The organism is Thermochromatium tepidum ATCC 43061, assembly GCF_009664085.1.
In the GTDB taxonomy this organism is placed as follows: domain Bacteria; phylum Pseudomonadota; class Gammaproteobacteria; order Chromatiales; family Chromatiaceae; genus Thermochromatium; species Thermochromatium tepidum.
In genome coordinates this window covers 1986481-2004193 of the sequence record NZ_CP039268.1, presented here as the reverse complement: position 1 = coordinate 2004193, position 17713 = coordinate 1986481, and the positions used below count along the sequence as shown (strand labels likewise).

The window sequence follows — 17713 nt, the reverse complement described above, 5'->3', positions numbered from 1 at the left end:
GCTATATGGCGCCTCTGTCGTAATCGTTTCGTTCAAGCCCTGAGGTAATTAGATGCTGGATCCTGAAGTTGGCTACGGCGACGATCTCATGGAACGCGTGCCGTCCATCCTTTCGCAAGAACCGCGCGGTCAGTCACCCAGTCTGGACGTGCGCCGTCGCATCGAGCACATGCGCGAGATCAAGCGGCTGCGCGAGCTACTCGACGACCCCGATTTCGACGACCTGAACTAAAACCTCGACCGGGGCGGCCCTTGCCCGCCCCCTTAATCTGGCCTGCGTACCGGATGAGGTTCGCGGTGCACTCGGATAGCGATCGGCTCCTTGATCTGGAGACGCACCTCGCGCTGCGGAAAGGGGATCCGAATCCCTTCGGCGTTAAAGGTATCGTAGATCCTCTGGTTGAGTTCGGTGATGACCTCAATGCGTCCGTCGAGCGAATCCATGTAGCAACGCAGCATCAGCAACAAGGCATTGTCTCCGAACCCTTCGAAACTCGCCAGAGGCGCCGGATCGTCCAAGACCCGCTCATGCTCCTTGGCGATGCATTCCAGCAGTTTCAGCGCCTTCCGGGTATCACTGCCGTATTCGACACCAATCGGGATGCTGATGCGGTTTTGTTGATCGGTCAGCGTCCAGTTGAGCAGCCGACCGGTGATGAATTCCTTGTTCGGCACCAGCAGTTCTTGCTTGTCCCAGTTGCGGATGGTGGTGGCGCGGATGCGGATGTTGGTCACGACGCCTGTGGTGTCGCCGATGGTGACGATGTCCCCGACCCGCACCGGACGCTCGAACAGGATGATGAGTCCGCTGATGAAGTTGCCGATGATCTCTTGCAACCCAAAGCCGATCCCCACGCCGAGTGCGGCGACCAGCCATTGAATCTGTCCCCACTGGAGACCAAGTGTGGCAAAGGCCATCAGGAACGCCACTGTGGTGATCAGATAGCTCGACAGGGTCTTGATGGTATAGCGTGCGCTCGCCGACAGCCCTTTGCTCTGCAACAGAAGGATTTCAAGCAATCCAGGTAGGTTGCGTGCGGCGATGGTCGCCACGACGATGATCAGGATCACGCTGCCGATGTCGGCCACAGTGACGGGAATCCGCTGCTCGGTGCCATCGATGAGACCGCTGTAGTACCAGAGCGCAAAGCGGTCCAGGAAGCGGAAGGCGGGCAAGACCTCCGACCAGGTGGCCCAAAACCCGATCGCACCGAGCATGAAGATCGCGGCGTTGATCAGGCGTCGGGTCTGCTCGTCGAGCGCGGCCAGATCCGGCTCGGTCTCGTCGACCTGGAACACCTCGGGCACCGTGTTCGATTCACCGCGTTCAGCTTCGGCCTGGGCGCGGCGCGTGGCTTGGCGCTCCAGCGCCGCCTGTAGCGCGATGCGCCGGCGCGTGACGCTCAGCCAGCGCACGACGCTTTGATGCACCACGATCAGCCCGAGCGCCAACCAGAACTGATAGACCAGCGATTGGAACAGTATCCCGGCGGTGTAGAGATAGCCGATGGCCGCCAGCAGCGCCAGCGACAGGGGCGCGCCCACGATCAACGAGAACCAAAGTCGGCGTAGCCGGCAGAACCAGCCCCCTGGATGATCGAGCAGGAAGTGCTTGATCGCACCCTGACTCGGATGGAGCAGACGGGCGAAGAAGACAGCCGTCCCCAGCATGCTGGCGATCAACATCAGACGCCCGAGGCTGTTGGTATAGACCGGGTCGTTGTATTGGAAGAGTGCCACGGTGATGAATGCCAGCGGGATGATGTATAGTGTGAACCAGCCAAAGTCGCGGCGCAGGCGCGACAGGGTGTAGTCCTTCCAGCGGAAGTGTCGCTCGGCCACGCCGCCATTCATGCAGAGGAGGCGGAAGACGCGCAGATAATAGAGTCCGAAGGCGACCTGGCTCAGACCAGCGCCGATGGCGCGCGTATAGGCGGTGGCTGCGCCCGAGACCATCAGTTGCTCGCCCAGCAGCCAGAACAGGAGGGCCGCGGGCAGGGCGGCGATGAGCGTCAGACCGATGGCCTCCAAGGTGAACCGGATGCTGTCGGAGCGCACCCGCCGCACGGGTTCGGCACGGGCCCGGATGGCGCGGCGCAGTGCCGGGTTCTTCCAGAGCAGGGCGAGGTTCGCCACCAGGCCAAGCCAAAAGAGCGGCGAGTGGCGCAGACGCTCGCCAAGCACCAGCGCCACCTCCGTCCAACCCGTCACCGAGACCAGCCAGCCGAGCGCCTCCGGTAAAGAAGTCAGGGTTTCTAGATCCACGGCGGTCGCGCTGCGCACCCAAAGCAGATTCTCGGCCAGGAAGGACTCATAGCTCGTCGCGGCACGCACTACCTGCTCGGCGGCATAGTTCAGCTCGCCAAGCTGGCGGATGTAGTCGTCCTCGCTCTTGATGACCAGGCGCAGCAGGTTGCGTCGCTGCTTGAGCGCCTCCAGCAGTTCGGGACGCACCTCCTTGGTTTGCACCGCAGGTTCGCTGCGGGCAAGCTCGTCGAGATAGCGGTTGAGATCGGCGAGCTGACGCTCTTCCTCGCGATAGCGGATCTGACGCAGCGTGGCCTCGGCGATCTGGTTCTCGCGCGCGCGGATCTGAGCGCGGTATTGGCGCAGATCGGGGAGCTGGTTGCGATCATCGAGCAGGACCTGTCCGAGTGCGCGTGTGAGTCCAGCCACTTCTAGACGCTGCTTGGCGTTGCGATATTCCTCTTCGATTCGTTTGCGCTCGGACTCGACCTGCGCCAGTTCTTCGCTTAATCCCGAGAGACGCTGGGCGCTCTCGCCGAGCGACCCGCTCAAGGCCATGTTCCGCTGGATTAGGTCGCGAATCACCGGATGCTTGTCCTCGGCCTCGCGCTGGGCGCGTTCGGAGGCGCGCTGCTCGGCGCGTGCCTGTTCGGCGCGCTTTTCAGTCAATGCCTCCTCGAGCGCACGCTGTTTGGCCTTAAGCTCGCGCAGCTCGAGCGTGGCCAGATCGTGCCGAAGCTTGAGCAGGGTCTCTTGGGTCGTCTGCCCGAGCAATTCCTGCTCCAGCATCCGTGCCTCGCTCCACAGGGCCCGACGCTGGGTCTCGGCGACCCAGCGCCGAGCCTGGACCGACTCGGGTGGCTCGTCCGCGGGCCTGGTCTGCTGGAGATCCTGGTCCAGGGTGTCGAGCGCCCGCTTGATGGTGGTCAGACGCTCACGCACCGTCGCTGGTCGCGTCCGTGCGGCGTCGATGAGTTGGCTGAGTTCGCTCAGGCGGACCTCGAGTGCGGCGGCATCGGCGAGCACCTGATTGAGTTGTTGGCTGATCTGGTCACTCGTGAGCCCGGTGGGGATGGTGGGGGGGGTGGGCGCGCCGGCGGATGACCGACGTTCCAGCCGCTTCTGGAGCTCATGGGTTTCCCGAGGTGCCGTCTTAATAGTTTCGATCAGATCGGCGAGACGGGCCTCGAATTTCTCGATGTCGCCGAGATTGGCCAGGGCGCGTCGGTAGAGCTCGGTCAGATTGGATTTGAGCGTCTCATCCATCCCCGGACTTGATTCGAGCACGGCGAGCTGTTCCTCGATCTGGGCCTTGGTTGGCGTGGTGTCAGCCGTCGTGAGCGATGTTTTAGGACGTGCGTCCTGTGCCAGGGCGCCCATCGCACACAGGCTCGCCAGGGCATACACCAGGGTTGCGAATCCCAGTCCTTGGAGCCATCGCCGAGACAGACGCAGCAAAGGGTGATGGACCGATGGGGACAGGGTCTGAGCAGACTGAGCGGGCGCGATCATGCGAAAACAAAGTTCTTGTGTGTGTCGAGCCGCATCGGGGTTTAAAGCGGTTTGATGAAGACCTTGGAGTTGCGCTGAAAGTTGTAAAGGGCGCGTTTTTCCATCGGCAGGGCCTCGAGTCCGGCAGGCTGGAAGCCGCGTTCCTGGAACCAGTGGGCGGTCTGGGTGGTGAGCACGAACAGCCGGCTGATGCCCTGGGCGCGCGCCAGCTTTTCGATATGCTCCAGTAGCCGCTCGCCGCGCCGCTCGCCGCGATAGTCCTGGTGGACGGCGAGACAGGCGAGCTCGGCCATACCCGCGGACGGATAGGGATAGAAGGCCGCGCAGGCGGTGATCAGACCGTCGCGCTCGGTGATGTGGAAACGCTCGATCTCGGTCTCGAGCAGCTCGCGTGAGCGGCGCACCAGCACCCCGCGCTCTTCGAGTGGGCGCAGCAGCTGCAGGATGCCGGTCACGTCGTCGATGCGCGCCGGGCGCAGTTCTTCATAGGGCTCGGCTGAGATGAGCGTGCCGCGTCCGTCGTGGGTGAAGAGCTCACGCAACAGCGCCCCAGGCTCGCCGCGCGCCACCAGGTGCACGCGCCGAATCCCCTGACGGCAGGCGTCCGCGCCTGCGCGCAGACAGGTCGCCAGCTCTTCGGGCAGTGTTTCGGTGGCCAGCAGCGCATCGACATCGCGCGCAAGCAGGTTCGGCGCCAACATGGGCCTTGAGCCACCCTCGATGCCTTCGGTCAGGAAGATCAGCTTGTCGGCGCCCAGGGCCAAGGCGACACCGCGCGCCACATCCGCCGCACTCAGATTAAACACCTCGCCAGTGGGCGAGTAACCGAGCGGCGGCATCAGGGCGACCATACCCTGATCGAGTAGGGTGCGCAGGGCGCGCTGATCGACGCGGCGCACCGCGCCGGTATGGGCATAGTCTACGCCCTCGATGACCCCGAGCGGGCGGGCGGTGACGAAGTTGCCCGAGACCACTGGGATGCGCACCCCAGCCATGGGTGAGTTGGCCAGTCCCAGCGACAGCAAGGCCTCGATCTCGACCCGCACCATGCCGACGGCCTCCTTGACACAGGCGAGCGCCCGATCGTCGGTGACGCGCAGTCCGTTGACATAGCGCAGTTCGGTCCCCTGATCGCGAAGACGCTGTTCGATCTGGGGGCGCGCACCATGCACCAGGACCAGCCGGATGCCGAGCCCATGCAGTAGGGCGATGTCGTGCACCAGGTCAGGGAAGCGTGCGTCGGCCACCGCCTCGCCACCGAAGGCGATGACGAAGGTCCGGTCGCGGTGGGCATGGATATAGGGCGTGGCCTCGCGCACCCAGGCGACAAAGGGATCGCGCCCGGGCTGGGCTTGGGCCGCGTCTTGGGCATCATCTGGATGGGGACGATCGGGCCTTGTGGTCATGGGTGCGGGAATTAAAAGCCGGGCGCGAGGGTCTGAAGCCATTTAGAATAACCGATTTTTGCGAGCGGGCCGCGGCCGGATCACGACGGTATCGAGAATACAGGCCTGCTTCCGGCCTGCCAGGCTTTATCTCGCGGAGTTACCGAATGAAGAACGTCCCACGTCGTCCCGTCGTCCTGATCATCCTCGACGGTTTCGGTCTGAATCCATCCAAGGCCAACAATGCCGTGGCGATCGCGCGCACGCCCAATCTAGATCAGTATTTCTCGACCAATCCGCATACGGCCATCCAGGCGTCCGGACTGGCGGTCGGATTACCGGACGGCCAGATGGGCAATTCCGAGGTCGGACACATGACGCTCGGTTCAGGCTGTGTGGTGCGTCAGGATCTGGTGCTGATCGATCAAGCGATTGCCGACCGGAGTTTCTATGAGAACCGTGCCCTGGTCGCCGCCGCCCGAGCGGCAGCGGCTCAGAATCGTCCCCTGCATCTCATGGGATTGGTCTCGGATGGAGGGGTGCACAGCCACGTCCATCATCTCCATGCCCTGATCAAGCTGTGCAAATATCAGGGGGTGCGCCCCATGGTGCACATGTTCACCGACGGACGCGACACCCCCCCACGCTCGGCATTGAATTATCTCCCGGCCCTCGAGAATGCGCTCGAGGTGGCTGGCGGTCGGATCGCCAGCGTCTCGGGTCGCTATTACGCCATGGACCGTGACAACCGCTGGGAGCGCACCGAACTGGCCTGGCGCGCCCTAGTCGATGGCGAGGGGCGGTGGGCAGAGAGTGCGCACGCGGCCATCGAGGCGGCCTATGCCGCGGGTGAGGACGATGAGTTCATCCGCCCGACCCTGATCAAGGGTGGTGAGACCATCCAGAGCGGTGATCAGGTCGTCCATTTCAATTTCCGCAAGGACCGTCCGCGTCAGCTGGTCTCGGCCCTGTTCAAGCCTGATTTCGACCACTTCGACCGGCGTGGCTTTAGTGGGGCCAAGGTGACCTGCATGATGGAATACGACCAGTGGTACGGCCTGCCGATCGCCTTTGATCACGACCTGCCCAAGACCACCTTGGGTCAGATCCTCAGTCAGGCTGGGCTCGCTCAGTTCCACTGTGCTGAGACTGAGAAATACGCCCATGTCACCTTCTTCTTCAATGGCGGGCGCGATGAGCCCTATCCGGGCGAGGACCGCATGCTGATCCCATCGCCCAAGGTCGCAACCTATGACCTCAAGCCCGAGATGAGCGCACCCGAGGTGGCCGAGGCCGTGATCGCGGCGATCGAGCGGCGCGTCTATCCATTCATCGTGGTCAACTTTGCAAACGGCGACATGGTCGGGCACACGGCGGTGCGTGAGGCGGTGATCGCTGCAGTCGAGGCGCTCGATCGCGCAGCTGGTCGGGTGATGGACGCGGCCCTCGCGAACGGCTACTCGGTGATCCTCACCGCCGATCACGGTAACTGTGACGAGATGATCGATCCGGTCACGGGCGAGCCGCATACCCAGCATACCCTCTATCCGGTGCCCTGTCTGGTCGTCGATGAGGTGCCCTGGCGGTTGGCCATCGGCGGCGGGATCAAAGACATCGCGCCCACGGTGCTCAATCTGATGGGGATTCCGATCCCCAAGGTCATGGATGGGCGCTCGCTGCTGCTCGGCCCGGCGACGGTCTGATCGCGATGCAGGTCTATCTGGATCTGTTGCGCGACGTGATCACCAACGGTCGTGATCGGCTGGACCGCACCGGCGTCGGCACACGATCGGTCTTCGGGCGCCAGTTGAGGTTCGACCTGACGGTGGGATTCCCGTTGCTGACGACCAAGCGTCTCTATTTCAAAGGCGTGGCCGGTGAGCTATTGTGGTTCCTGTCTGGTGATACCAACGTCAACTGGTTACAGGCTCAGGGGATCCATATCTGGGACGAGTGGGCGACCGAGACGGGTGCGCTCGGCCCGATCTATGGGGCGCAGTGGCGTGCCTGGCCAACGCCGGACGGGCGCTTGATCGACCAGCTTGCTGAGCTGGTGGACGCCATCCGGACCCGGCCATACTCACGTCGTCTGGTGGTCACGGCCTGGAACCCGGCTGACCTCCCAAGGGAAGAGCTCAGTCCCCAAGATAATGTGCGCGCTGGACGCATGGCACTTGCACCCTGTCACTGTCTGTTTCAGTTTCAGGTTGCCGAGGGCCGACTGTCTTGCCAGCTCTATCAGCGCAGTGCCGATCTGTTCCTCGGTGTCCCCTTCAACATCGCCAGCTATGCCCTGCTGACCCATCTGATCGCCCAGCAATGCGATCTCGAACCAGGTGAGTTCATCCACACCTTCGGCGACCTGCATCTGTATCTCAACCACCTGACCCCAGACATCGTCTACGCCCAGCTTGAACGCACACCGCGACCCCTGCCGCGCCTAATTCTTAAACGGCGTCCACCGACGCTGTTTGATTATGACTTTGAAGACATCGAGATCCAGGGTTATGACCCGCATCCAGCGATCCGCGCCCCGATCGCGGTTTAGGGCGGAATCTGCGCCTGTCTGCGCGCGGACGGCGCAGCCGCCCTATAATGTTTCTGCCGCCGAGACCCAAAGCGGACGACGGCGGGCACGCCGGAAGTCACACCTGGGACGAGTCGCCATTCGGCGCTCGGCCCAGGGGCCCGCCGCAACGCATCATCCAGCGTTGATGCCTGGGTCAAGCGCCTTCGGGATCCCTGGCCTTCAGGCTAGGGAGGATGTCAAATCTGTTTCAGATGCGGATCCTCGGTTCATCGGTTTCGCTGTCCCATGCCATCGTTTCCGAGTCACCTTGGGAACGGACGCTCCCGATCGCCCACCCAGAGGTCGCCCGAACCCAAGCCGATGCACTGATCGCACGCCCGGTGACCCGGGTCGAACCCGCCGAGATGTCTTCTTTGCGTCAACGCCCCTACAGTGCGCCGGTCAGGGTGATGATCGGCGATGGCCAGGTGCGACGCGCCTTGGCGGCCTATGCGGCGGCCCAGCGGTTGGAGCGACGCGAAGGGCTGCAATCCTTCCTGGGGATCGATGAGTATGCTTGAAGGCAGACCGACGCCTCGCGCTCAATAGCGTGCCCTGAGGATGAGCCAGTTTGAGTCCTTGCGTTCGAGTAGCAGCTCGATGATCCCCGCCAGGGTCACCGAGCGCGACTCTTGGTCGAGATAGCTGACCTGAAACACGGCCATGAGGGCACAGCGCTGGCTGTCGGCAATGGGCTGGACCTGGATCTGCTCAAAATCGATGCGCCGGGACGCGGTGATGCGGAACCACTCGGCATAGGTCTGACGGATGGCGAACCAGGTTGCCAGCTCGTTCTCCTTGGCCAGCGGACTATAAAGCGCCATCAGCGGGTCGAGCGCGCCGGCCTGATAGGCGTGCTGGAATCGGGTCAGGATCTCGGGGGCGTTCCGGCAGTCGTCGGCAAGTGCCGTGTCACCGGACCTGACGGCGGAAACCGGACCCTGGGCCAGAGGCGGGGTCGGGGGCGTGGGCGGCGCGGGCGGGGCCGCTGGGGGGATGTCGGCCCAGGGGGCGAGCGGGGTCATGCGGTCAGGACGCCTCGCGGCGGAGGTCTCGGCTGGGGGCGTCGTGGCAGGTGGGGGCAACGCCCCGAGATTCCCTGGCGTGGTGGCGACCGTTTGCGGCTCCGGCTGAGGTGCCGGGGCGATCTGAATCTGTCTCTTACCGTCTACCGACTCGGGTGTGCCGCCCAACTCCAGGTTGGGTGGGGCGGTGTCTTGCTGGGGCGCCCCGCTGGGCGAATCAGCCGGCGCGCGCATCGTCGGGATGATGCTCGGCTGCGGCGCCGCCTTCGCCTCGGGCGTCGGCGCGGTCGTGGCGATCGCTGGCGGCTGGGGTTTGGGCCTAGGTGTCGGTCTATCTGCAAGCCTTGTGGGCGGCTCGATCCCGGATGGATGATGGACGATCCTGGGGACCGGCCTGGGTGGCTTCTCGGGCCAGAGTGCGACTGTGAGTATCAGAACGCAGGCCATGGCCGCCGCGATCGACAGTCGCCGTTGGATCGGCGTACGCCCGATCCAGCGATCATGGATCCAGATCCAGGCCGGCGCAATCCGGTCTCTCAACGCCGGCGGCAGCCAGGTCGGCGGTAGACGTCTGTAGGATGGCCTGGCCGCCGTTCGGCGCGTCTGTCCCTTCCGGTTGCCGGGGCGCACCGCGCCGCTCTCGCCACGCTGGAAGGCGGTGAAGGCACGGTTGATCTGCTCGGTGCGACGGGTCGCCCAGGCAGCGCGTTTAGGGTGTCGGTCTGGGTGATAGACCTGCATCAGCCGACGATAACGCTGCTTGGCCTGTGTGAGGGTGGTACCGGGCGCAAACCCCAGACTCGCGGGTGTGGGCGGGTTCTCATCGGCGAAGAACTGCTGGTCGAGCAGGCGGTAGGCGCTGGCGCTGGCCTGATCGCGCGTCAGCCGCCGCTCGATGGCGCGTTCCAGCTCGGCGACGCGCGGATTGTCCGGATTGCTCAGCCAGATGAGCAGCTCATCGAGATGGAGCTCCAGGGCTGGGGTCGGTCGTCCACTGACGAGTGCCTTGGCAATCTGGTGCGTCCAGGACAGGTGCATAGATTCGGACGTTGGGTGTGGTGTGTCAGTCGTCGCGGCGGAACTCGCCCTCGATCACCCGGGTCTCGGTCCAGACCTTACCGGACGCTTGCAGGTGCATGGACTGGAGCTGGATGTAGTGCTCGATCAGCCGGTGGCGTAGCGGTGGGATCAGGAGCAGGAAGCCTAGACTGTCGGTCAAGAAACCGGGCAGGATCAGGCAGAGTCCGGCGACGAGGACCAGCGCCCCATCCAGTAGCTCGATGGCGGGCACCGCGCCACGCTCGAGCAGGTCGCGCATCCGGATGAGGATACCGAAGCCCTGATGGCGAACCAGCCAGACGCCGATGACAGCGGTCAGGATCGAGAGCAGGATGGTCGAGAGGGCGCCGATCTTGGCGCCAACCTGAATCAGGACATAGAGCTCGGTCAGCGGCAAGCCGATGAAGAGCAATAACAGCAGTGGCACCATGGGGGCTCCGTTGGATGACTGGGCTTTCAGAAGATGGAATCTATCGCGGTCGGCGCGGTCAGAGTCGGTCGTTCGTCGACTCCGACGGTTGGCCGAAACCTTAACCTGTCGGCGAGATCCAGTCCAAGCAAGATCGAGTTTACCGTCTATGTCGTTGCCGCATCGTTTGATCCTCTGTACCTGTCCCGACCGAGACACGGCCCTGGGTCTGGCCGAGACCCTGGTCGAGGAGCGGTTGGCTGCCTGTGTCAATCTGCTGCCTGGCCTGATCTCGATCTATCGTTGGGAGGGATGTATCCAGCGTGACTCGGAGGTGCTGCTGCTGATCAAGACCGTCGAGGCGCGTGTCGAGCCGCTCACTGACCGGCTGCGCCTGTTGCATCCCTACGAGGTACCGGAGATCATCGCCCTCCCCATCGTCTCGGGGTCGAGCGACTATCTGAATTGGGTGAGCGAATGCGTGAACGCCGTGGAGCAGGACTCGTGAAGCGACCGTGGTTTTTGGCCGGGGCGTGGCTGTGGCTGGTGGCGGCCTTGGACGGTACTCAAGCCCTGGCCGATGACTTCCTGAGCCAGGAGCAGGCGTTTCCGGTCAGCGCCGAGGTGATCGGGCCGGAAGCGGTGCGCGTCGTCTGGGATACGGCGGACGGTTACTATCTCTACAAGAGCAAGCTCAGGTTCGACTCCGAGACGCCTGGCATCAGGCTCGGCACGGCGGTCCTGCCCGAGGCCGAGATCAAACAGGACGAGTTCTTCGGCGAGGTCGAGATCTACCGTGGGCGCCTGGTGGTCGATCTACCGATCACGCGCGCACCGGACTCGGACAATCGTCTGAGGTTGCGGATCGATTCACAGGGGTGCGCCGACGCCGGATTCTGCTACCCGCCGCATCGTGAGACACTGACGCTGGCGTTGCCCGAGCCGGCAGCCAGACTCCCCGTCGCTGCCCCGGCGACGACCGGGGACAAACCGCGTCGTCTGGCCGATCTGCTGACCTCAGTGCCGCCGGCTCGCGGTCTGTCTGGCACGGAGGACATCCCCGAGGTCGAGCAGGCCTTTCGCGTGCAGGCCGAGGTCGAGGCGCCCGATCGCGTTCGGCTCACCTGGGACATCGCGCCCGGAACCTATCTCTATGCCGATCTGATCGAGATCGCGCTCGTCGATTCGCCGGATGTCGCGCTCGGTACCATCGAACGTCCGGCGGGCACGCTCAAGCATGATTCGGTATTGCCCGACGGCTCCATCGGCGATGTCGAGATCCATCAGGGCCGACTGGATCTGACCGTGCAGCTCCAGCGCGTAACGACTGCGCCGATCACAGCAACCCTGATCGTCAAATATCAGGGTTGTGCCGAGATCGGGATCTGCTATCCGCCGCAGAGCCGGCGTATCACGCTCAATCTGCCCGAAGCGCCGGCCACGCTGGCCGATGCCGCGACGATGACGACGAGCCAGTCGGTTGCGGAGGATGCGGCAATCGTGCAGGCCGCGCCGGTCAATGACCCAGGCGGGAGCGGCCCGCCGGTCTCCGAACAGGACCGAATCGCCGCCGTGCTCGCCGGCGAGGGGCTGTGGGTGATCATCGCCGTCTTCTTCGGTTTCGGGTTGCTCTTGGCCTTCACGCCCTGCGTCTTTCCGATGATCCCGATCCTCTCGGGCATCATCGCCGGCCAGGGCGCGGGGCTGACCACGCGCAAGGCGTTCGTGCTGTCGCTGGTCTATGTGCTGGCGATGGCCCTGACCTATACCCTCGTCGGCGTGCTCGCCGGACTATTGGGGGCCAATCTCCAGGCCGCCTTTCAGAATCCCTGGATCCTGACCGCCTTTGCCCTGGTGTTCGTGGGACTGGCGCTGTCGATGTTCGGTTTCTACGAGCTGCAATTGCCTTCCAGCCTGCAATCCAAGCTTGCCGAGCTGAGCAACCGTCAGCAGGGCGGGACCCTGATCGGTGTGGCCATCATGGGTCTGCTCTCGGCCCTGATCGTGGGGCCTTGCGTGGCACCGCCGCTGTTCGGGGCGCTGATCTACATCGGCCACACCGGGGATGCACTGCTCGGCGGGTTGGCGTTGTTTGCACTCAGTCTCGGCATGGGTGTGCCCCTGATCCTCATCGGCACCTCGGTCGGTCGCTATCTACCACGCGCTGGGGCCTGGATGAATACCGTCAAGGCCGTGTTCGGTGTGGCGCTGCTGGGTGTGGCGATCCTGATGCTCGAACGCCTCCTGCCGCCGGCGCTCGCGATGGTGCTCTGGGCGCTGCTGCTGATCTGCTCGGCAGTCTATATGGGCGCACTCAACCAGCTCCAGCCAGGCGCGAATGCCTGGTTCAAGCTATGGAAGGGGCTAGGTCTGGTGCTGCTGATCTATGGCGCGCTCATGCTGATCGGCGCCGCGGCCGGCGGGCGCGACACGCTCCAGCCGCTGCGGGGGCTGATCCCTGGGGGCGGGGTCGAGCAGCTCGGGTTCAAACGCATCAAATCCGTGGCCGACCTGGAGCGCGAGCTCGCTCAGGCGCGGTCGGACGGCCAACCGGTGCTGCTTGACTTCTATGCCGACTGGTGTGTTTCCTGCCAAGAGATGGAGCGTTACACCTTCAGCGATCCGTCCGTGATGGCCGAGCTGAGGCGCTTCGTTCGGCTCCAGGCCGACGTCACGGCCAACGATGCCGAGGATCGCGCCCTGATCCAGGGTCGTTTCGGTCTGCCTGGACCTCCGGCGATCCTGTTTTTCGATCGCGCGGGTCGGGAACTGACCCACTTTCGTCTGGTGGGCTTCAAACCCGCCGAACCCTTCGCCCGTCATCTGCGTCAGGTTGCGCCATGAAAGCCTTGAAAGTCATCCTGGTCACTGTGCTTGCCGCTGGTATCAGTATCGGGGCGGCCATCGTCGGTCAGCACTGGATCGATGTCGAGGGCACCAACAGCGGCGGACAGGCCGAGCGCCCAAACGAGTCGCTCGACACCCTGCCCGATTTGCGTTTGCAAGACCTTGAAGGACGCCAGGTCTCCAGCAGTGCCTGGGCCGGCAAGGTGCTGGTGGTCAACTTCTGGGCCACCTGGTGTCCGCCCTGTTTGTCCGAAATCCCGAGGTTCGTCGAGGCTCAGGAACGGCTGCGCGAATCCGGCGTACAGTTTGTCGGCATCGCCGTCGATCGGGTCGAGGAGGTGCGCGCCTTCGTCGCCGCGCACCCGGTCAATTATCCGCTCCTGATCGCCACGCCCGAGGTGCTCGAACTCTCGGTGAGACTCGGCAACCGGCTCGAAGTGCTGCCCTTCACCCTGATCTTCGATCGGCATGGGCGGCGTGTCCACAGTCAGATCGGCGAACTGAGCACCGAGGAACTGACCCATTACCTGGACTCGCTGCTCGTGAAGGATGGACCGCACGTCTCACGCACACCCTGATCCTTGCTGGACAAGATCCTGCGAAATCCGCACAATTTGGCATGATTTGCCGCCGATTTCCTCCGGATGGCAATGATGCGTCTCCTTATCTTCTTTGGTCTGCAAGCGATTGGCGCCATGGCCTCGATCCTGGTCCTGAACGGACCCAATCTCAATCTGCTCGGCACCCGCGAACCCGGTCACTATGGGCGCGCCACCCTGGCCGACATCGAGCACCGGCTTGTGGCCATGGCCCGGGAAGCCGGCCATGAATTGACCTTCGTGCAGAGCAACGCCGAGCACGTCCTGATCGAGACCATCCATCAGGCTGGGCGCGATGGGGTGCAGTTCATCCTCATCAATCCGGCTGCCTTTACCCACACCAGCGTCGCCTTGCGCGATGCCCTGCTGGCCGTGGCCATCCCCTTCATCGAGGTACACCTGTCGAACGTGTACGCCCGCGAGCCCTTCCGCACCCACTCCTATTTCTCCGACATCGCGGTGGGCGTGATCTGCGGGCTCGGGGCCGAGGGGTATGCGCTGGCGCTAAGCGCCGCGCTCGGTCGACTGGCCCAGGATCCAACGAACGAGAACCACTGACACCATGGACATTCGCAAGGTCAAGAAGCTGATCGAGCTGTTGGGACAATCCGATGTCACCGAGATCGAGATCCACGAGGGCGAGGAATCGGTGCGCATCAGCCGCCAACCGAGCGGCGGTACGGCGATGCCCTTCTACCTACCCCCGGGGATGCCGATGCCCACGGTGGGCACCGCCCCGCCGCCGGTCGCCACACCGACCGCCCAGTCGGTAGATGACGAGGACGAGGACCAAACCACTGGTCACCTGGTGCGTTCACCCATGGTCGGGACCTTCTATCGCGCGCCCTCGCCGACGTCCAAACCCTTCGTCGAGGAGGGGCAGACGGTCAAGCCGGGCGATACGCTCTGCATCATCGAGGCGATGAAGATCCTCAACCAGATCGAGAGCGAGTACGCAGGGACGGTCAGGCGCATCCTGGTCGAGAACGGACAGCCGGTGGAGTACAACCAGCCGCTGTTCCTGATCGACTGAGGTCTGCCATCATGCCCGCCATGATCGAGAAGGTTCTGATCGCCAACCGGGGTGAGATCGCGCTGCGCATCCTGCGTGCCTGTCGTGAGCTCGGCATCAAGACGGTCGCCGTCCACTCCGAGCCCGATCGCGATCTCAAGCATGTGCTGCTGGCCGATGAGTCGGTCTGCATCGGCCCGGCCCCAGCGCTCCAGAGTTATCTCAATATCCCGGCCATCATCAGCGCCGCCGAGGTCACGGACACGGTGGCCATCCATCCCGGCTATGGCTTTCTGTCGGAAAACGCCGACTTCGCCGAGCGGGTCGAGAAGTCGGGCTTCATCTTCATTGGCCCGCGTCCCGAGACCATTCGGCTCATGGGCGATAAGGTCTCGGCCATCGCGGCCATGAAGGCCGCTGGCGTGCCCTGCGTGCCCGGCTCCGACGGTCCGATCGACGACAACAAAAAGCGGACACTCGAGATCGCGCGCGAGATCGGCTATCCGGTCATGATCAAGTCGTCCGGAGGCGGTGGTGGGCGCGGGATGCGCGTGGTGCACTCGGAGGCGACCCTGCTCAACGCGATCGCCCTCACCCAGGCCGAGGCGGCGGCGGCCTTCAATAACGATACGGTCTATCTAGAGAAATATCTGGAAAACCCGCGTCATATCGAGTTCCAGGTCCTGGCCGACCAGATGGGCAATGCCATCCATCTCGGCGAGCGCGACTGCTCGATGCAGCGGCGGCATCAGAAGGTGGTGGAAGAGGCGCCCGCGCCCGGGATCACCGAGGAACAGCGCCGTGCGATCGGCGAGCGCTGCGCCGCGGCCTGTCGTTCGATCGGCTACCGCGGGGCGGGGACGTTCGAGTTCCTCTATGAAAACGGGCAGTTCTATTTCATCGAGATGAACACCCGCGTCCAGGTCGAGCATCCGGTCACCGAGATGGTCACGGGGGTGGATATCGTCAAGGAGCAGATCCTGATTGCCGCCGGCGAGCCGCTGCGCTATCGGCAGGAAGACATCCAGATGCGCGGACATGCCATCGAGTGTCGCATCAACGCCGAGCACCCAGACACCTTCTTGCCCAGTCCGGGCAAGATCACCGATTTCCATGCCCCGGGCGGTCCTGGGGTACGGATCGATACCCATATCTACTCAGGCTATACCGTGCCCTGTCACTATGATTCGATGATCGGCAAGCTCATCGCCCATGGTGAGGATCGCGAAGCGGCGATCGCGCGCATGTGCAATGCCCTGCGCGAGACGGTCATCGAGGGCATCAACACCAATATCAAGCTCCATCGCTCGATCATGCGCGATGGTGGCTTCCTGGCCGGCGGCGCCAACATCCACTATCTGGAAAAGATGCTCGGCCTCTAGCCGCCAGGGTGCATCGTCTCCGGCAGGCCAAACGCCTCGGCTCGGGAAGAGCCCGAGGCGTCTTTTCAATGTGGACGCGATCGCTCGCGGCCAGACCGCTCACTGGGAGGGCCAGATCTCACGGCTTGGGGTCGCTTGTCGTTGGGCAGGAGCAGCGGGCATCTGGGGCGGAACCGCGCCATAGGGCATTCCATAGCCGCCGTAGGGAACGCCATAGCCATAGCCGCGATTGTAGGCACGGCCATAACCGCGTCCGCCGCCGCTCATATTCATGTTGAAGTCGCCATAGCCATCGCCGAACATGTCGCCTCTGTTGTCCCAGAGGCCGTTGCCATCGCCAGGGCCGCCCCACCAGGCACGTGTGGTGAAGGATGCGCCGGCAAAGAGCGCGGCGATGGCGCAAGCGGCGATCCGATTGGATCGGATCATGGTGTCGTCCTCTGTTGTGGAGCTGGGATGGCCGAACCAGGATAGGGGGCGGGCGTGTCATCCACAATTCATCGACCTTAAAAAGTTTTAACCGCGTCGCTCGATAAAACCTGCAAATCTAATGTCCCGATCGGCCATCCATAGCCGCTGGCCGGGGGTCGCAGGCGTGTGAGATCTATGAGGAGGCGAGCCTTGGAACAAAGCCCCAACCTGGACTCGAACAAGGGGGACTTGAACAAGGGCGCGGACGCCCGGACGAATGGCCAAGCCGCTCTGGCCCGGCGTTTCGCGGCACTGCGCGATCAGATCGCACGTGCCGTCCTCGGGCAACAGGGCCTGATCGAGCGGTTGCTGATCGCCCTACTGGCCGATGGGCATCTCTTGGTCGAGGGGGCCCCGGGTCTGGCCAAGACCACGGCGGTCAAGCAGCTCGCCGCCGGGCTGGAGGGCGACTTCCATCGCATCCAGTTTACACCCGATCTCTTGCCGGCCGATCTCACCGGAACCGAGATCTACCGCCCGCACGACGGCAGCTTTCGCTTCGATCGCGGTCCCATCTTCCACAACCTGCTGCTCGCCGACGAGGTCAACCGCGCCCCGGCCAAGGTGCAGTCGGCGCTGCTAGAGGCCATGGGTGAGCGTCAGGTCACGGTTGGGCGCGAGACCTACCCGCTGCCCGAGCTCTTTCTGGTCATGGCCACCCAGAACCCGATCGAGCAGGAGGGCACCTATCCGCTGCCCGAGGCCCAGCTCGATCGCTTCCTGCTGCATGTGCGCGTCGATTACCCCGATCTGGAGACCGAGCGCGCCATCCTGCGGCTCAATCGCGATCGGGCACGGTCTGTGCCGGACGATACGCCCAGGCTGGTCCTGACCCAGGCCGAGGTCTTTGCGGCGCGGCGGGCGATCCTGGAGCTCTACCTGGCCCCCGAGGTCGAGGACTATCTAGTGCATCTGGTGATGGCCACGCGCCGCCCCGGCGCCTATGCGCGCGCGCTCGACGGCTGGCTGAGATTCGGCGCCAGTCCACGGGCGACCATCGCGCTCGACCGCTGCGCGCGCGCCCGTGCCTGGCTCGCGGGACGCGACTTCGTCTCGCCCGAGGATATCCAGACGCTCCTGCCCGATGTGCTGCGCCATCGGGTGCTCTTGTCTTACGAGGCCGAGGCCGAGGGGCGTCGACCGGACGACTTCATCCAGGCGCTGCTGGCGCACGTCCCGGCACCCTGAGCGAGGCT

At 64.0% G+C, this 17713-nt stretch carries 16 protein-coding genes; 11 read left to right on the top strand and 5 right to left on the bottom strand.

The genetic code is table 11. From position 1 onward, the window contains the following. The first annotated feature begins 52 nt into the window (after positions 1-52). On the top strand, positions 53-232 hold the full coding sequence (locus E6P07_RS09180; protein WP_153975326.1) for a PA3496 family putative envelope integrity protein: 180 nt from the start codon (positions 53-55) through the stop codon (positions 230-232). Positions 233-264: 32 nt separating this feature from the next. On the opposite strand, the gene E6P07_RS09175 is transcribed toward E6P07_RS09180, so the two are convergent. Then, positions 265-3759 carry a mechanosensitive ion channel domain-containing protein gene (locus E6P07_RS09175; protein ID WP_153975325.1) on the bottom strand — a complete coding sequence of 1165 codons (3495 nt, stop codon included), beginning with the start codon at positions 3757-3759 and terminating at the stop codon, positions 265-267. 41 nt (positions 3760-3800) lie between these two features. Further along, positions 3801-5165 carry an amino-acid N-acetyltransferase gene (gene argA / locus E6P07_RS09170; protein WP_153975324.1) on the bottom strand — a complete coding sequence of 455 codons (1365 nt, stop codon included), beginning with the start codon at positions 5163-5165 and terminating at the stop codon, positions 3801-3803. Between the two features lie 146 nt (positions 5166-5311). Between argA and gpmI the strand changes: the two genes are divergently transcribed. The 3 genes from gpmI to E6P07_RS09155 all read left to right on the top strand — a co-directional run bounded on the left by gpmI (position 5312) and on the right by E6P07_RS09155 (position 8234). Further along, positions 5312-6847 (top strand): 2,3-bisphosphoglycerate-independent phosphoglycerate mutase, encoded by a 1536-nt coding sequence (gene gpmI, locus E6P07_RS09165; RefSeq protein ID WP_153975323.1) that lies wholly within the window; start codon positions 5312-5314, stop codon positions 6845-6847. A 5-nt stretch (positions 6848-6852) separates the two neighbouring features. Continuing rightward, a complete protein-coding gene (locus E6P07_RS09160; RefSeq protein ID WP_153975322.1) occupies positions 6853-7692 on the top strand; it encodes a thymidylate synthase in 840 nt (279 codons plus the stop codon). A gap of 215 nt (positions 7693-7907) precedes the next feature. After that, positions 7908-8234, top strand: a complete 327-nt coding sequence (locus tag E6P07_RS09155) for a hypothetical protein (RefSeq protein WP_153975321.1) — start codon at positions 7908-7910, stop codon at positions 8232-8234. Positions 8235-8255: 21 nt separating this feature from the next. On the opposite strand, the gene E6P07_RS09150 is transcribed toward E6P07_RS09155, so the two are convergent. Further along, positions 8256-9776 carry a J domain-containing protein gene (locus E6P07_RS09150; RefSeq protein ID WP_153975320.1) on the bottom strand — a complete coding sequence of 507 codons (1521 nt, stop codon included), beginning with the start codon at positions 9774-9776 and terminating at the stop codon, positions 8256-8258. A gap of 25 nt (positions 9777-9801) precedes the next feature. After that, on the bottom strand, positions 9802-10224 hold the full coding sequence (locus E6P07_RS09145) for an FxsA family protein (protein WP_153976194.1): 423 nt from the start codon (positions 10222-10224) through the stop codon (positions 9802-9804). 151 nt (positions 10225-10375) lie between these two features. Here E6P07_RS09145 and cutA point away from each other — a divergent pair, with 151 nt between their 5' ends. The 6 genes from cutA (at position 10376) to accC (ending at position 16046) form a co-directional block, all read left to right on the top strand. Beyond that, entirely contained in the window at positions 10376-10714 is a 339-nt protein-coding gene (gene cutA / locus E6P07_RS09140; RefSeq protein ID WP_153975319.1) for a divalent-cation tolerance protein CutA, read from the top strand. Next, entirely contained in the window at positions 10711-13050 is a 2340-nt protein-coding gene (locus tag E6P07_RS09135; protein WP_246172809.1) for a protein-disulfide reductase DsbD, read from the top strand. The genes cutA and E6P07_RS09135 overlap by 4 nt, the downstream gene beginning before the upstream one ends. Next, positions 13047-13631, top strand: a complete 585-nt coding sequence (locus tag E6P07_RS09130; protein WP_153975317.1) for a TlpA family protein disulfide reductase — start codon at positions 13047-13049, stop codon at positions 13629-13631. The genes E6P07_RS09135 and E6P07_RS09130 overlap by 4 nt, the downstream gene beginning before the upstream one ends. A gap of 117 nt (positions 13632-13748) precedes the next feature. Continuing rightward, positions 13749-14210 (top strand): type II 3-dehydroquinate dehydratase, encoded by a 462-nt coding sequence (gene aroQ, locus E6P07_RS09125; protein ID WP_153976193.1) that lies wholly within the window; start codon positions 13749-13751, stop codon positions 14208-14210. A gap of 4 nt (positions 14211-14214) precedes the next feature. Further along, on the top strand, positions 14215-14685 hold the full coding sequence (accB, locus tag E6P07_RS09120; protein ID WP_153975316.1) for an acetyl-CoA carboxylase biotin carboxyl carrier protein: 471 nt from the start codon (positions 14215-14217) through the stop codon (positions 14683-14685). Between the two features lie 20 nt (positions 14686-14705). Next, positions 14706-16046 (top strand): acetyl-CoA carboxylase biotin carboxylase subunit, encoded by a 1341-nt coding sequence (gene accC / locus E6P07_RS09115; RefSeq protein WP_153976192.1) that lies wholly within the window; start codon positions 14706-14708, stop codon positions 16044-16046. 99 nt (positions 16047-16145) lie between these two features. Here accC and E6P07_RS09110 read toward each other — a convergent pair whose 3' ends face one another. After that, positions 16146-16475 carry a sulfur globule family protein gene (locus tag E6P07_RS09110; RefSeq protein ID WP_153975315.1) on the bottom strand — a complete coding sequence of 110 codons (330 nt, stop codon included), beginning with the start codon at positions 16473-16475 and terminating at the stop codon, positions 16146-16148. Positions 16476-16706: 231 nt separating this feature from the next. On the opposite strand from E6P07_RS09110, the gene E6P07_RS09105 reads away from it, so the two are divergent. Then, complete coding sequence (locus E6P07_RS09105) at positions 16707-17705, top strand: AAA family ATPase (protein ID WP_211363190.1); 999 nt, start codon at positions 16707-16709, stop codon at positions 17703-17705. The last annotated feature ends 8 nt before the right edge of the window (positions 17706-17713 follow it).

Bases quoted from the DNA above. Each gene is read 5' to 3' on its own strand.
- E6P07_RS09180 (WP_153975326.1), top strand. From the start codon at position 53: ATGCTGGATCCTGAAGTTGGCTACGGCGACGATCTCATGGAACGCGTG.
- E6P07_RS09175 (WP_153975325.1), bottom strand. From the start codon at position 3,759: ATGATCGCGCCCGCTCAGTCTGCTCAGACCCTGTCCCCATCGGTCCAT.
- argA (WP_153975324.1), bottom strand. From the start codon at position 5,165: ATGACCACAAGGCCCGATCGTCCCCATCCAGATGATGCCCAAGACGCG.
- gpmI (WP_153975323.1), top strand. From the start codon at position 5,312: ATGAAGAACGTCCCACGTCGTCCCGTCGTCCTGATCATCCTCGACGGT.
- E6P07_RS09160 (WP_153975322.1), top strand. From the start codon at position 6,853: ATGCAGGTCTATCTGGATCTGTTGCGCGACGTGATCACCAACGGTCGT.
- E6P07_RS09155 (WP_153975321.1), top strand. From the start codon at position 7,908: ATGTCAAATCTGTTTCAGATGCGGATCCTCGGTTCATCGGTTTCGCTG.
- E6P07_RS09150 (WP_153975320.1), bottom strand. From the start codon at position 9,776: ATGCACCTGTCCTGGACGCACCAGATTGCCAAGGCACTCGTCAGTGGA.
- cutA (WP_153975319.1), top strand. From the start codon at position 10,376: ATGTCGTTGCCGCATCGTTTGATCCTCTGTACCTGTCCCGACCGAGAC.
- E6P07_RS09130 (WP_153975317.1), top strand. From the start codon at position 13,047: ATGAAAGCCTTGAAAGTCATCCTGGTCACTGTGCTTGCCGCTGGTATC.
- aroQ (WP_153976193.1), top strand. From the start codon at position 13,749: ATGGCCTCGATCCTGGTCCTGAACGGACCCAATCTCAATCTGCTCGGC.
- accB (WP_153975316.1), top strand. From the start codon at position 14,215: ATGGACATTCGCAAGGTCAAGAAGCTGATCGAGCTGTTGGGACAATCC.
- accC (WP_153976192.1), top strand. From the start codon at position 14,706: ATGATCGAGAAGGTTCTGATCGCCAACCGGGGTGAGATCGCGCTGCGC.
- E6P07_RS09110 (WP_153975315.1), bottom strand. From the start codon at position 16,475: ATGATCCGATCCAATCGGATCGCCGCTTGCGCCATCGCCGCGCTCTTT.